This window comes from Streptomyces sp. Q2, from assembly GCF_056820935.1.
Genome location: NZ_JBXEJE010000022.1, coordinates 30,511 through 43,259 on the forward strand (window position 1 = coordinate 30,511; position 12,749 = coordinate 43,259).

Annotated in this window: 9 protein-coding genes; 3 read left to right on the forward strand and 6 right to left on the reverse strand. The window is 73.5% G+C overall.

Features of this window, described 5'->3' with window-relative positions; translation table 11 throughout:
- Positions 1-7 precede the first annotated feature (7 nt).
- The 6 genes from ACWBNA_RS24720 to ACWBNA_RS24745 all read right to left on the reverse strand — a co-directional run bounded on the left by ACWBNA_RS24720 (position 8) and on the right by ACWBNA_RS24745 (position 6,647).
- Positions 8-1,273, reverse strand: coding sequence for an MFS transporter (locus ACWBNA_RS24720; protein WP_482706694.1), 1,266 nt, complete (start codon positions 1,271-1,273; stop codon positions 8-10).
- Complete coding sequence (locus tag ACWBNA_RS24725; RefSeq protein WP_482706695.1) at positions 1,257-2,315, reverse strand: dipeptide epimerase; 1,059 nt, start codon at positions 2,313-2,315, stop codon at positions 1,257-1,259. Before ACWBNA_RS24725 ends, ACWBNA_RS24720 begins: the two co-directional genes overlap by 17 nt.
- Entirely contained in the window at positions 2,312-3,400 is a 1,089-nt protein-coding gene (locus tag ACWBNA_RS24730; RefSeq protein WP_482706696.1) for a PLP-dependent cysteine synthase family protein, read from the reverse strand. Before ACWBNA_RS24730 ends, ACWBNA_RS24725 begins: the two co-directional genes overlap by 4 nt.
- Positions 3,397-4,254: a Rossmann-like domain-containing protein gene (locus ACWBNA_RS24735; protein WP_482706697.1), complete on the reverse strand. Its 858-nt coding sequence runs from the start codon at positions 4,252-4,254 to the stop codon at positions 3,397-3,399. The genes ACWBNA_RS24730 and ACWBNA_RS24735 overlap by 4 nt, the downstream gene beginning before the upstream one ends.
- Positions 4,251-5,507: an ATP-grasp domain-containing protein gene (locus ACWBNA_RS24740; protein ID WP_482706698.1), complete on the reverse strand. Its 1,257-nt coding sequence runs from the start codon at positions 5,505-5,507 to the stop codon at positions 4,251-4,253. The genes ACWBNA_RS24735 and ACWBNA_RS24740 overlap by 4 nt, the downstream gene beginning before the upstream one ends.
- A gap of 375 nt (positions 5,508-5,882) precedes the next feature.
- Positions 5,883-6,647 carry a sugar isomerase domain-containing protein gene (locus ACWBNA_RS24745; protein WP_482706699.1) on the reverse strand — a complete coding sequence of 255 codons (765 nt, stop codon included), beginning with the start codon at positions 6,645-6,647 and terminating at the stop codon, positions 5,883-5,885.
- 123 nt (positions 6,648-6,770) lie between these two features.
- On the opposite strand from ACWBNA_RS24745, the gene ACWBNA_RS24750 reads away from it, so the two are divergent.
- The 3 genes from ACWBNA_RS24750 to ACWBNA_RS24760 all read left to right on the forward strand — a co-directional run bounded on the left by ACWBNA_RS24750 (position 6,771) and on the right by ACWBNA_RS24760 (position 12,622).
- Complete coding sequence (locus tag ACWBNA_RS24750; protein ID WP_383857411.1) at positions 6,771-7,661, forward strand: MurR/RpiR family transcriptional regulator; 891 nt, start codon at positions 6,771-6,773, stop codon at positions 7,659-7,661.
- Between the two features lie 105 nt (positions 7,662-7,766).
- A complete protein-coding gene (locus ACWBNA_RS24755) occupies positions 7,767-11,999 on the forward strand; it encodes a glycoside hydrolase family 38 N-terminal domain-containing protein (protein ID WP_482706700.1) in 4,233 nt (1,410 codons plus the stop codon).
- Entirely contained in the window at positions 11,996-12,622 is a 627-nt protein-coding gene (locus ACWBNA_RS24760; RefSeq protein WP_482706701.1) for a peptidyl-prolyl cis-trans isomerase, read from the forward strand. Before ACWBNA_RS24755 ends, ACWBNA_RS24760 begins: the two co-directional genes overlap by 4 nt.
- Positions 12,623-12,749: the final 127 nt, after the last annotated feature.

The following is a 12,749-nucleotide window of genomic DNA, read 5'->3' on the forward strand; positions in this document are numbered from 1 at the left end:
GCGCCGCTCACGCGTTGCTCCTCTCACCGGCGGGAGCGGCCACCGCCGTCGGGACCTGTCGCCCCGGCAGGGCCCCGCCCCGGTGCAGCCATGCCACTGCGGCCGCCGAGGTCAGGCCGAACAGGGCGCAGCAGATCCACGGCAGCCAGTCGGTGCCGCCGCTCCTGCCGGTGTCCATGGCCCAGCCGACGACCGTGTTGCCGACGGCGGCGGCGATGCCGGAGACGACGTAGAAGATGCCGAAGTACGTGCCGGTGAGTTCGGGGCGGCCGAAGCCGGGGATCAGCTCCATGACGAACGGTGAGGCGATCATGATGCCGAGGTAGAGCAGGAGGGTGCCGAGAAGGACGGGGACGGCGTCGAGCCAGCCATCGGACGTCGAGCCCGCCACCCATGCCGGGGGCAGGAACGCCAGGCCCATCACCGCGAGCCCCACCGCGATCCAACGCGGTTTGTTGTCACGGGACTTGAGCGTCCGGGTGATGCGTAGCTGGAGGGCGAGGTTGGCGAGGGTGCCGACGAGGAAGACGAGGCCGGCCGCGCCCTCCCAGCCGGTGGCCTGGCGGGCTCCTTCGGGCAGCAGCAGGTAGAGCTGGTTCTCCAGGGTGAACATGCCGACCATGGCGAGGGCGAACGCCAGGAAGGCCCGGTTGCCGAGGACTTCACGCCAGTCCGAGAGGACCCCGCCGTCGCTCGGTTCGACCTTCCGCGCGGGCAGCACGAGCGCCTGCGCCACCGTGAGGACGGCGAAGATCGCGGCGGCGGTCAGCGCGGAGGTACGGAAGTCGACCAGGAGCAGCGCGCTGCCCAGGAGCGGGCCGAGCAGCGCGCCGGTGGTGGCGAACACGTTGAACAGGGCGAACGCCTCCGCCCTGCGCTCCCCGGCCTCCTGGGAGAGGTAGGCCCGCACCGCCGGGTTGAACAGCGCCCCGGCGAGTCCGCTGAGCACGGACGCGCCGAGCAGCACCGGCAGCCCGTCGCCGAGCGCGAACAGTGCGAACCCGACCGTGCGCAGGGCGCATCCGGCGATGATGACGCCCCGCGCGCCCAGCCGGTCGGCCGCGGAGCCGCCGATGATGAACAGGCCCTGCTGGCTGAGGTTGCGCACGCCGAGGACGACCCCGACGACGGCCGCGGACATGCCCAGGTTGTCGGTGAGGTGGGTGGCGAGGTAGGGGATGAGGAGGTAGAAGCCGGTGTTGACGCCGAGCTGGTTGACCAGGAGGAGTCGGACGGCGAGCGGGAAGCCGCGCATCTCACGCCACGTCTTCATGCGCCACGCTCACCTCCTCGACTCCCAGCCCGGCGAGTCCGCTCGCGCGTACGACGCCGTCGGCGCCGCCGATTCCCGACCACGGGTCGTGGGCCAGCAGCAGGTGTCCGTCGAGGTCGGCCCAGCGGGCGCGGTCGGCGAGGTGGACGGCGGGGGCGAGGCCGAGGGTGCTGGCGGTGAGGCAGCCCAGCATCAGCTCGGTGCCGCTGCCCTCGATCAGCTCGGCGATGCGCAGGGCCGCGTGGACGCCGCCGCACTTGGCGAGCTTGACGTTGACGCCGTGGACGCGTCCGGCGAGGCGGCGCGCGTCCTCGAGGTTTACGGCGTCCTCGTCGGCGATGACGGGCAGGGGCGAGCGTGCGGCGAGGGTGGCCAGTGCCTCGGGGTCGCCGGGGGCGAGGGGCTGCTCGACGGCTTCGACGCCGAGGTCGGCGAACCGGGGCAGCAGTGCGGTCGCCTGCGCCGTGGTCCAGGCGCCGTTGGGGTCCAGGAGCAGCCGGACGCCGGGCGCGGCGTCACGGATGACGCGCACGCGCTCCACGTCGTCCTCGGGGTCGGGCGTGCCCGCCTTGACCTTGATCAGCTCGAAGCCGCTCGCGGCCAGGCGGCGGGCCTGGGCGGCCGCGTGGAGGGGCGAGGTGATGCCGATGGTGCGGGCGGTGGCGGCCACGGGCGGCGCGACGGCACCCAGCAGGCGGTACACGGGCGTACCGGCCCGCTTTCCGGCCAGGTCGAGGAGTGCGGACTCCACGGCGGCGGTGACCGCGGGCGGCACCGCACGGGACGAGGCGAGCTCCCCTGCCCGCAGCGCCTGCAGGGCGCTCTCCGGCTCGGCGTAGCGGCCCAGGTCGACGGCCGTGAGGAGCCGCAGGAGCGTGTCGGCGTCGAGTCCGTAGTACACGCTGCTGACGGCCTCGCCGTGGCCGTGCAGCCCGTCGTGTTCGACGCTCAGCCACACCGCCTCGCGTGCGGACATCGTGGAGCGGGAGATGCGCAACGGCTCGGCGAGGGCGAGGCGTTCGATGCGCAGACGGGCTTTCACGGGGTGCCTTTCAGAGGCCGGAGACTGTCGAGCGGATCGGTGACCCTCGTGCACCGCGCCCATCCGGCCGCCTCGGCCGCGTACGGGTGCGGTATCTCCACGGGCCGGGTGGCGGCGGTGGCGCAGTCGACGCCGTGGGCGGCGGTGAAGTCGTCGTCGAAGACGGTGCCGAGGTAGCGGTGCGGGCCGTCGGGGAAGACGGTGGCGACGACCGCGCCGGGGTGGACCTGGGCCGCCCAGGCGGCGACGCGGGCGGCGGCCCCGGTGCTCCAGCCGCCGCTGACGAAGCTGCCGCGGGCCAGCCGGCGGCAGCTGTCCACGGCTTCGGCGGGGCCGATCCAGTGGACCTCGTCGAAGGCGTCGTAGGCGACGTTGCGCGGGTGGATGCTGCTGCCGAGGCCGCGCATCAGACGGGGGCGGGCGGGCTGGCCGAAGATGGTGGAGCCGGTGGCGTCGACGCCGATCAGGCGCAGCGCGGGCCAGTGGCGGCGCAGCGGGCCGATGACGCCCGCGCTGTGGCCGCCGGTGCCGACGCTGCACACGAGGATGTCCACGTGGTCGAGCTGGGCGGTGAGTTCGGCGGCCAGGGAGGCGTATCCGGCGGTGTTGTCGGGGTTGTTGTACTGGTCGGGCCAGTAGGCGCCCGGGAGTTCGGCGAGCAGTTCGCGCAGCCGGGCGAGGCGGGCGGCCTGCCAGCCGCCCTGTACGGCAGGGTGCTCGACGAGTTCCAGGCGGATGCCGTAGGAGTGCAGCAACTGCCGCATCGACGGCTCCAGTTCACGGTCGCCGACCAGCACGATCGGGTGCCCGAGGGCCTGGCCCGCGAAGGCGAGGCCGATCCCGAGCGTCCCGGAGGTGGACTCCACCACCGGCGCTCCGGGCCGCAGTTCACCGCGCTCTCGGGCCCCGAGCAGCATCGACACGGCGGCCCGCGCCTTCATCCCGCCGGCCGCGAGCCCTTCGAGCTTGGCCCAGAAGCCGGGGTGGGCGCCGGGCAGGTCGGTGGTGACGTGCACGACCGGCGTCCGGCCGAGCAGGGCGAGCAGTTCGGGGCGGGCGGCGGGGCGCAGGACGGTGGTGGTCATCGGGCGCCTCCCGGGTAGCAGTGCACGGTCCCGGGTCCGCCGTCGAGCCAGAAGAACGGGTACGGCTCCGCGCACACCGCGCTCACCCCGTGGCCGAGGAGGCGGGGCAGGACGGCGCTGCCGGTCTGGGCGAACATCACCAGCGGCTTGTCGTGCGCGAGCGCGTGCCGTCGCAGGGGTTCGAAGGTGCCGTTGCCGAGGGTCATGCCGGAGACGAGCAGCGCGTCGCAGCGGCCGGCCTCGGTGAGCGCGTCGGTGGCGACCGGCTCGCCCCACTCCGTCACGCCGCCCTTGAGATCGCACGGGACGTACCGCAGGCCGCGTGAACGAAGCGCCTCCAGCAGGGAGTTGACGACGCCGACGACGAGGACGGTGGCGCCGGCCGGGACGTCGAGCAGCTCGACGACGTTCTTCGCCCGGGCCCGGGACTTCTCCAGGGACGACCCGGCGGGCAGCGGGGCGGCGAGCGCCCCGTGGGCCGGGGTGTGCGGGGTGACGTGCATCAGGTAGGCGTCGAGGGCGGCCACCCGCACCGGCAGCAGCGGATGCTCCAGGAGCCGGGCCACGTCCGCGCCCACGCAGTCGTCGAGGGCCCCGTCGGGCAGGCTTCCGGGCTCGACCGCGCAGGAGCCGACGGCCTCGTCGAGGCGCAGGCTGAGGACCTCGTTGCGGTAGCCGGTGCCGCGCCCGTCGTGCCGTACGGCCTGCCGGGTGGTGAAGGCGACGGCGATCCGCTGCGTGGCCGGATCGGGGCCGAGGGCGCCCGCGCGAACGCGGGCCACGAGACCGTCGTACGAGTCGTACGGGTCGGACGCGTCGTGGGACTGGCCGGGCGGCGCGCTGACGGTGGTCATCGGATCACCAGCCCGGCCCGTGTCCCGGTCAGCAGGGACTCGACGCGGTCGCGGGCACCGAGGCCGTCGGGGTCGCCGGCCATGAGGTGGCCGAGGTACTCGTTGTTGCTGCCGGCCGCCTTCACCTCCTTGCCGGGCCCGGCGAACTGGACCTCCAACACGCCGGGGGCGTCTTGGAGTTCGCCGCCGTCGAGCGCTTCGAGGGTGCCCGCGCGGTCCGGTACGAGGAAGCCGATGGCGGCGCTGCGCAGGCCGGTGTCCGTGCGCCGCAGGTCCGGTGCGCGGCCGAGGGCCACGTCCACGAAGGCGGCGGCGAGGTCGATGCCCGTGACATGACGGACGAGTTCGGTGATGCGGTTGCCGGCGGGGCGCGGGTTGACCTCGACGACGCGCGGGCCGGCCGAGGTCAGCTTGATCTCGGTGTGCGCCACCACGCCGTCGACCAGCCCGAGCGCCTTGAGCGCGGCGAGGGCGGTCTGCTCCGCGGCCTCGGTGTCCGCGGACGTCAGGGCCGCGGGGAACATGTGGCCGGTCTCGATGAAGGCGGGCGCTCCGCCGATGCTCTTGTCGGTCACGCCGACGACGTGGACCGCGCCCGCGTGCGACACGGTCTCGACGCTCACCTCGGGGCCGTCGAGCAGTTCCTCGACCAGGACGGCCGGGGCGCGTCGCTGGCCGCGGGCGTTGACCGGGAACTCCGCCAAAGCCCTTACCGCGTCGGCCAGTTGGGACTCGTCGTCCACGCGACGGACGTACATGCCCGCGCACAGGTCGACGGGTTTGACGACCAGCGGGTAGCCGATCTCGCGCGCGGCCCGCGTCAGGCCGGCCCACTCCTCGTGCACGGCGAAGCGCGGTCCGGGCACACCGGCGTCGGCGAGGACGCGGCGGGTGGCGTCCTTGCGGCAGGCGTCCGCCACCGCTTCGGGACCCGGTCCCGGCAGGCCGAGCCGGCCGGCGATGCGGGCCGCCGTCGGCAGGTAGTAGTCGCAGGACGTGAGCACACCGTCGAACCCCAGCACCACGTGCAACCGCTCCACCAGGGGCAGCAGGGCCTCGGTGTCGTTGGTGTCGGCGGTGATCACGTTGCGGGCGCCGAGCAGCGGATGCGCCCCGCCCTCCGGGGCCGAGCGCAGGTAGTGGTGCAGGTCGCGGGTGAGGAACGTGAAGTCGTGCCCGCTCTCCCGGATCGCCCGTGGCAGCAGCCTGCTCATTGATCCGACCCAGCTCTCGACCAGCAGCAGATGAGCCACAACTCCCCTTTTCGTGCCATGAGTTCAGACGTCAGGGCAGCCCGGCGGGCCCCTCACCGGGAGGGGGCGGGCTTTGCGCACCGACAAGCTATCGATAATCATTTTCATTTACCAGTCCGTTGGCGACATCGCTTGTCGGCCGAGCCGAGATGAGAGTGATGCCCGACGGCGGCACGCTGCTGGGTCCCCGACTACGCGGACGGCAGGGTCCAGCCCCTGAACACCGACACCACCGCCGCGTCGCGGGCGGGCGCGGCCGTGACGGTGGGCTCCGGGCCGCGAACATGACGGACACAAGCGGCGAGGTCGGCAGACCCGCCTTCGGCGAGGGCCCGGACCGGAGCGGCAGGGCGGCGGGGGTCGTGGAGCGGTGGTTCAGCTCGCGGTGCGCCGGATCCGTCCCGCGTACCGCTTCTCCAGCTCAAGGTTGCCCTCGAAGCCGCCGGGGACGTTGGCCGAGACGTACACCGGGGGCCGCTCACCGGCGGCGAGCAGCCGGGCGGAGGCTTCCGCGACCGCCATCTGCACCAGCATCACGCCGGTGAGCGTGGACAGGGCGCACACCGCGCCGCCGCCGGGGAGTTCGAGGAGGGCGTCGCCGCGTGGGGCCGCGTTGTCGAGGACGACGTCGGCGAGGTCTGCGAGCTTCTTGCCGCCGGGGTGGCCGGCGGGGACGGAGCGGGTGTGGCCGAGGGAGGTGACGGCCAGGATCCCGTGGCCCCGCTCCTTGGCGTGGAGGGCCATCTCGACGATGACGTTGTTGACGCCGGAGTTGGAGATGATGACGAAGAGGTCCTCGGGGTGCGGGGCGGCGAGATCGTAGAGGCGCGCGGCCACGCCCGACCGGCGCTCCAGGAGCGGGTCGTCGAGGACGCTCGGGTCGTCGCCGCCGTAGAGGACGAGGTCGGCGATGCTCAGGCGGTTGGTGGGCACCAGACCCCCCGCGCGGCCGGCGACTTCGAGGACCATCGCCTGGGAGTGGCCGGTGCCGAAGGCCTGGATGACGCCGTCGGAGCGGAGGCACCGCGCGATCAGGTCGGCGGCGTCGGCCACGCTGTCCCGGGCGGACTCGGTGACGTGCTGGAGGACGGCCAGGCTCTCGCGCGCGAACCCCTCGGCGCTGACGTTCTCGACAGACACGCGACACTCCCCACTCACTGATGGCTTGAACCACCCCATCGATCACCAACGGTGAATCAATAAATCACAAGAGGGTCCTGGTATTCAATCGGCCCCCTGAACGGTGGCTGATACATTCTTCGCATGCCCCCGACGGACGTCACCACTCTCATCCGTACCGAGCTGCCGCGGCTGGCCGGCTCCCTGCGGAAGGTCGGCGAGCTGATCCTGGAGGATCCGGCCGCCGTCACGCACTGCTCGGCCGCCGAGCTGGGCCGCCGCACCGGCACCTCCCAGGCGACGGTGACCCGGTTCTGCCGGGCCATCGGCCTCGACTCCTACCAGCACCTGCTGATCGAGCTGGCCCAGGAGCGCGGCCGCGGCGAGGTCTCCGACTGGGGCAGCGCCGAGATCGGGCCGGAAATCTCCCCCGAGGACGACCTCGAACGGGTCGTGCAGGTCGTCGGCACCGCGGACCTGCGGGCCATCCAGCAGACCATCGACCGGATCGACCTCGACGCGATCGAGCGCGCGGCCCAGGCCCTGGCCCGCGCCCGGCGCATCGACGTCTACGGAGTCGGCGGCAGCGGCGCGGTGGCGCAGGAGACGGAGACGCGGCTGTTCCGCATCGGCTGCTCGGTCCGCGGCTGGACGGAGGTGCACGGGGCGGCCACCTCCGCGGCCCTGCTCACCCCGGCGGACGTGGCCATCGGCATCTCCTACTCCGGCGCGACCCGCGAGACCCTCGAACCGCTGGAGATGGCCAAGGAGCGCGGCGCCACCACCGTCGCCCTCACCACGGACCCGCGCTCGGCGCTCGCCAAGGTCGCCGACATCCGGCTCATCTCGTCCTCCTCGGAGACCATCTTCCCCGGCCGCACCGGCAGCATCGGCGGCCGGCACTCCGTCCTCGTCCTCATCGACTGCCTCTACGTCCGGGTCGCCCAGCTCTCCTACCAGCGCGCGAGCGCCTCGCTGGCGCTCACCGACCACATCACCCCGCAACACGCGGTGAAGAGCCGCCGGGCTCGCTGACCCGATCATGCATGGATGAACCACCGAGGTAACGTAAAGATGGTTGTTTGAATCATCCCCTCGGTGCCACGATGGGGCTCCCCCGAGCATCCTCGTAGGAGCCCCATGCGCGTGACCTCTGTCGAGTCGACCGAGCTCTTCACCGGAACCACCGAGCAGCCACGCCAGGTGGTGGCCGTCGAGCTGAGCCACACTCCCGGCCGGACCGTCCGCCTCACCGTCGAGGGCCCCGGGATCACGGGCGAGGCGCTCCTGGCGACGGGCGAGGACGGCACCGGTCGCGCCGAGATACCCGTGCACAGCGAACTGGCCGTCGGTGAACGCCGCGAGATCACCGTCACGGCCGCCGACGGCGACCGACTCGCCCACCACACCGGTGAGTTCACGGCCGCCGAGCCCGGCTGGACGATGTTCATGGTCAGCCACTTCCACTACGACCCCGTCTGGTGGAACACCCAGGCCGCCTACACCGAGACCTGGGACGTCGCCGACGACCCTGCCCTCACCGGCCTGCCCGCCCGCACCTTCGACTCGCGCGGCCAGTCCGGGATGAGCCTGGTGCGGGCACACTGCGATCTGGCGCGACGCGACCCGGCGTACACCTTCGTCCTCGCGGAGGTCGACTACCTCAAGCCGTACTGGGACTCCTTCCCGGAGGAGCGCGCCTTCCTGCGCGAGCTGATCCGCACCGGCCGCGTCGAGGTCATGGGCGGCACCTACAACGAGCCGAACACCAACCTCACCGGCGCCGAGGCGACCGTACGCAACGCCCTGTACGGCGACGGGTTCCAGCGCGGGATCATCGGGGCGTCCCCGGAGACCGCCTGGCAGCTGGACGCCTTCGGGCACGATCCGCAGTTCCCGGGGCTGATGGCGGACGCGGGGGTCACGTCCAGTTCGTGGGCGCGCGGGCCGTTCCACCAGTGGGGGCCGACGCTGTCGGTGTTCGGGGAGGAGCCGCGCGATCCCGGACGGATGCAGTTCCCGGCCGAGTTCGAGTGGATCGCCCCCTCGGGACGCGGGCTGCTGACCGCGTACATGGTCAACCACTACGGCGCCGGCTGGGCGATCGACAACGCGCCGACGCTGCCCGAGGCGGAGGCGGCCGCGCTCAAGCTGTTCAAGGGGCTCAAGAAGGTCGCGCTCACCCGCAACGTGCTGCTCCCGGTCGGCGGGGACTACGCGCCGCCGTGCCGCTGGGTGATGGGCATCCACCGGGACTGGAACGCCCGGTACGTGTGGCCGCGGTTCGTCAGCGCCATCCCGCGGGACTTCTTCGCCGCCGTGCGCGCGGAACTGGAGGCGGAAGGGCGCAGGGCGTCGCCGCAGACCCGGGACATGAACCCGGTCTACACCGGCAAGGACGTCTCCTACATCGACACCAAGCAGGCCCAGCGGTACGGCGAGACCCTGCTCGCCGACGCCGAGGCCTGGGCGACGCTCGCCTCCCTCGTCACCGGGCACCCCTACCCGGACGCGGCACTCGACAAGGCGTGGCGGCAGTTGGTCTACGGCGCCCATCACGACGCCGTCACCGGCTCGGAGTCCGACCAGGTCTACATCGACCTGCTCACCGGCTGGCGGGAGCTGCACGACCTCGCCGGGACCGTGCACGCCGACGCCACCCAGACCCTGGCCGACCTGGTCACACCGGGCAGCGGGGCCGACCTCGTCGTCTTCAACTCCGCGACCTGGGAACGGCGGGACGTGCTGACCCTCGACGATCCGGGGCTGGTGCCCCTGGGCGACGACTTCCAGCCCCTGCCCGCCGTACGCGAGGAGGACGGCCGGCTCCGGGTCGTCGTACCGCAGGTGCCAGGCATGGGCCTCAAGGCCCTTCCCCTCGCCGAGGGCTCCTCGCCCGAGTGGACCCGCGGCGAGGGCCTGACCATCCGCAACGAGTTCTACGAGGTGACCGTCGACCCCGCGCGCGGCGGCGGCGTCAGCAGCCTGCGGGCGCTCACGGAGGAGGGCGGCCGGGAGCTGCTGCGCCCCGGCGACATCGGCAACGAGCTCGTCGTACAGGAGGAGTACCCGAGGCACCCGCGCTTCGGCGAGGGGCCGTGGCACCTCACGCCGACCGGCACCACCGCCGCCCGCGGCCGGGACGTCACCGCCGACATCGATGTCGAGCACTCCCCCGCCGGGTCGCGCCTCACCGTCCGCGCCGACCTCGGCCCCTTCCGGTACACGCAGCGGCTGACCCTGTGGACGGGCGTCGACCGGCTCGACGTCGCGACGACCGTCGACGGCTACGACGGCGCCGACCGGCTGATCCGCGTGCGCTGGCCCTCCGACGTACGGGGCGGGCTGCCCGTGCACGAGGTGGCGGACGCCGTCATCGGGCGCGGGTTCGGGTTCGTGGAGGTGGACAGCGAGCGGTTCCCGTGGACGCTGGACAACCCCGCCAACACCTGGTTCGGGCTGGGCTCCACCGCCCGGGTCGCGGTGCGGGACGACTCCGGGACGCTCCTGGGACACCGCTCGATCGGGGTCGCCGAGCTGGTGTACGCCGACTGGGACGCGGCCGGCGAGCTGGGCGCGCCCCTCGCGGCGGCCCTCGTCCGCGCGGGGGTCACCGCCACCTCGACCATCGCCGGCGGTCCCCGCTACGGCGACCTGGAGGTCGACTCCAACCTCCCCGACATCCGTGTCGCCGTCGGCGGCCCCGAGCGCAACTCCGTGGTCGCCGAGGCGCTCGGCTGGGACCCGGCCGCCGGACGGGAACTGCGACGGCAACTGGCCGAGCGGGGCGTCGCCGCCGTGTGGGTGGCACCGCGCGCCGGACTGCGGGAGGAATGGGTGCCCGGGGCCGACCTGCGCGACCTGGAGCGGCTGCCGCTGCTCGTGGTGGCGGGGGCCAGGCCCGAGGACGACGCCAAGGCGGTCGACGCGATGGTCGCCGACCTGGACGACTTCAGCGTCACCGCCACCGCGGCGGGCGGCGGCGAGGCGCTGCCGCCGGGCGACGCCTGGGACGGGCGCGGCTTCGCCGTCCTCAACCGGGGCACCCCCGGCTGCGTGGTCACCGCCTCCGGCGACCTCTACATGTCCCTGATGCGCTCCTGCACGGGCTGGCCCTCCGGCATCTGGGTCGACCCGCCGCGCCGCACGGCTCCCGACGGGTCCGCCTTCCAGCTCCAGCGCTGGTCGCACACCTTCGAGTACGCGGTCGTGGCGGGCGAGGGCGACTGGCGGGAGCAGCGACTGCCCGCGCGGGGACACGAGTTCAACCATCCGCTCACCGCCCGGCGGCGGGACGGGGAGGGGACCGGGCGGCTGCCCAGGAGCGCCCGTCTGCTCACCCTGGAGCCCGCCCGCGAGGTCCTGCTCGACGCCCTCAAGCCCCTCGGCTCCCCGCTCGCCCGGGGCGGCGTGGCGCCCGCCGACCCGGGGCGCGGGATCGTCGTACGGATGCACGAGGTGAACGGGCGGCCGGTGCGGGCGCACGTGCACGGGCCGTCGCCGTGGGCTCAGGGCACCCGCGCGGACGTGCTGGAGAGGCCGGGGGAACGGCTGGCCCCGGACCGGGAGGGGGGCCTCGACGTCGGTCTGACCGGCTTCGAGGTGGCCACCGTCCTGGCCACGCCGACACCGGCCGGCCGGCCCGGGCCCGGCCCCGGCGTCGCCGCCCACGAGCCCGCCCAGCCGGTCCACACCCGTTACTGGCTCCACAACTCCGGGCCCGCCCCGCGCGGCAACCTGCCCGTGGCCGTGTACGTCTCGCCCGGCGCGCTCACCGCCTCCGGCCCCGTCACCGCGACCGTCCGGGTCGGCTCCGAGCTGACCGACGCGCCCGTGTCCGGCACCGTGGCCTTCGAGGTGCCGGCCGGCTGGTCCGCCGAGCCCGCCGAACTGCCGTACGCGCTGGGCCCCGGCGGCTTCACCCTCGCCGAGGTCACGGTGGTGCCGCCGGCCGACGCCGAGCCCGGAAGGCACTGGCTCGCGGCCCGGCTGGCGTACGGCGGGCAGACCTACGAGGACGTCGTGGCGCTCGACGTGCCGGGTGGGCGGGGTGGTCCAACTCTCCTTGCCGAGCTGGGAGTCGAGCGGCTCACCGTACGCCGCGGTGAGCGGGCCCGGGTTCCGGTGAGCCTGCGCAACACCACCCTCGGGCCGGTGAGCGGGCAGCTGTGGGCCGTGTCGCCCTGGGGCACCTGGCCGGGGGTCGGGCCGGGCGTCCAGGGGTTCACCCTGGCCGGCGGGGAGCGGCGGGAGTGCGTGATCGAGGTGGACGGCTCGGTGGTGCCGCCGGGGTCGTACTGGCTGATGGCGAAGGTCGGCTGGCACGGGTGCGTCGCCTACACGGAGGCGGTCGAGCTGGAGGTGACGCCATGACCGGGCACGCGGCTCTGGTGGACGGCGAGGCGGTCGGGAAGGAGCGGGTGGACGCCCTGCTGGGTGCCGTTCCGGCGCGCGACCGCGAGACCCGGCCCGAGGCCCTGGCCAGGGCCGAACGGCAGCGCAGGCGCTGGGCGACCCAGGTGGTGGTCACGGACGAGCTGGCCCGCCGGGCCTGCGCGGACCGGGGACTGCGGCCGCCCGTCGAGGTGTCACCCGCGCAGGTGCTCGCCGTGGCGGAGACCGACGTGGCCGACCTCGGCAGCATCGTCGCGATGGCGCTCGCGCACTCCCCGGCGGCACGAGTCCTGCTCGACCACCTGGAGCGCGAGCAGGATGTGCCCGAGGCGGCCAAACGGGACTACTACGCGCGCAACCGGGACCGCTTCCTCACCCCGGAGGCGCTCCGACGCGGGACCGACCCCTTCGGCGGGGCGGTGGAGGCGGACTTCCTGCCGTACGAGGACGTCCGTGCCCGCGTCGGGGGTGAGTTGCGGCGGGCGGCCGGCCGGCGGGCCTTCTTCGACTGGCTGGACCAGGCTCGGGCCGGCGTGGTGTACGCGCACGGGTACGAGCATCCGGGCGATCCCTCGCACCCGGACCACGAACACCGGCACTGAGCTCCCCGGAACCTAAACGCAACACGGCAAACCATTGACCTCCGATGAATTCTGGTCCACATTTTCATCACTCGGAGTCGAAGTTGGTTGGTTGAACCAGCCAGCACACCCTTGACTCGCCCGGTCG

Coding starts and splice junctions, on each gene's coding strand:
- ACWBNA_RS24720 (WP_482706694.1), bottom strand. CDS start 1,273: ATGAAGACGTGGCGTGAGATGCGCGGCTTCCCGCTCGCCGTCCGACTC.
- ACWBNA_RS24730 (WP_482706696.1), bottom strand. CDS start 3,400: ATGACCACCACCGTCCTGCGCCCCGCCGCCCGCCCCGAACTGCTCGCC.
- ACWBNA_RS24735 (WP_482706697.1), bottom strand. CDS start 4,254: ATGACCACCGTCAGCGCGCCGCCCGGCCAGTCCCACGACGCGTCCGAC.
- ACWBNA_RS24750 (WP_383857411.1), top strand. CDS start 6,771: ATGCCCCCGACGGACGTCACCACTCTCATCCGTACCGAGCTGCCGCGG.
- ACWBNA_RS24755 (WP_482706700.1), top strand. CDS start 7,767: ATGCGCGTGACCTCTGTCGAGTCGACCGAGCTCTTCACCGGAACCACC.
- ACWBNA_RS24760 (WP_482706701.1), top strand. CDS start 11,996: ATGACCGGGCACGCGGCTCTGGTGGACGGCGAGGCGGTCGGGAAGGAG.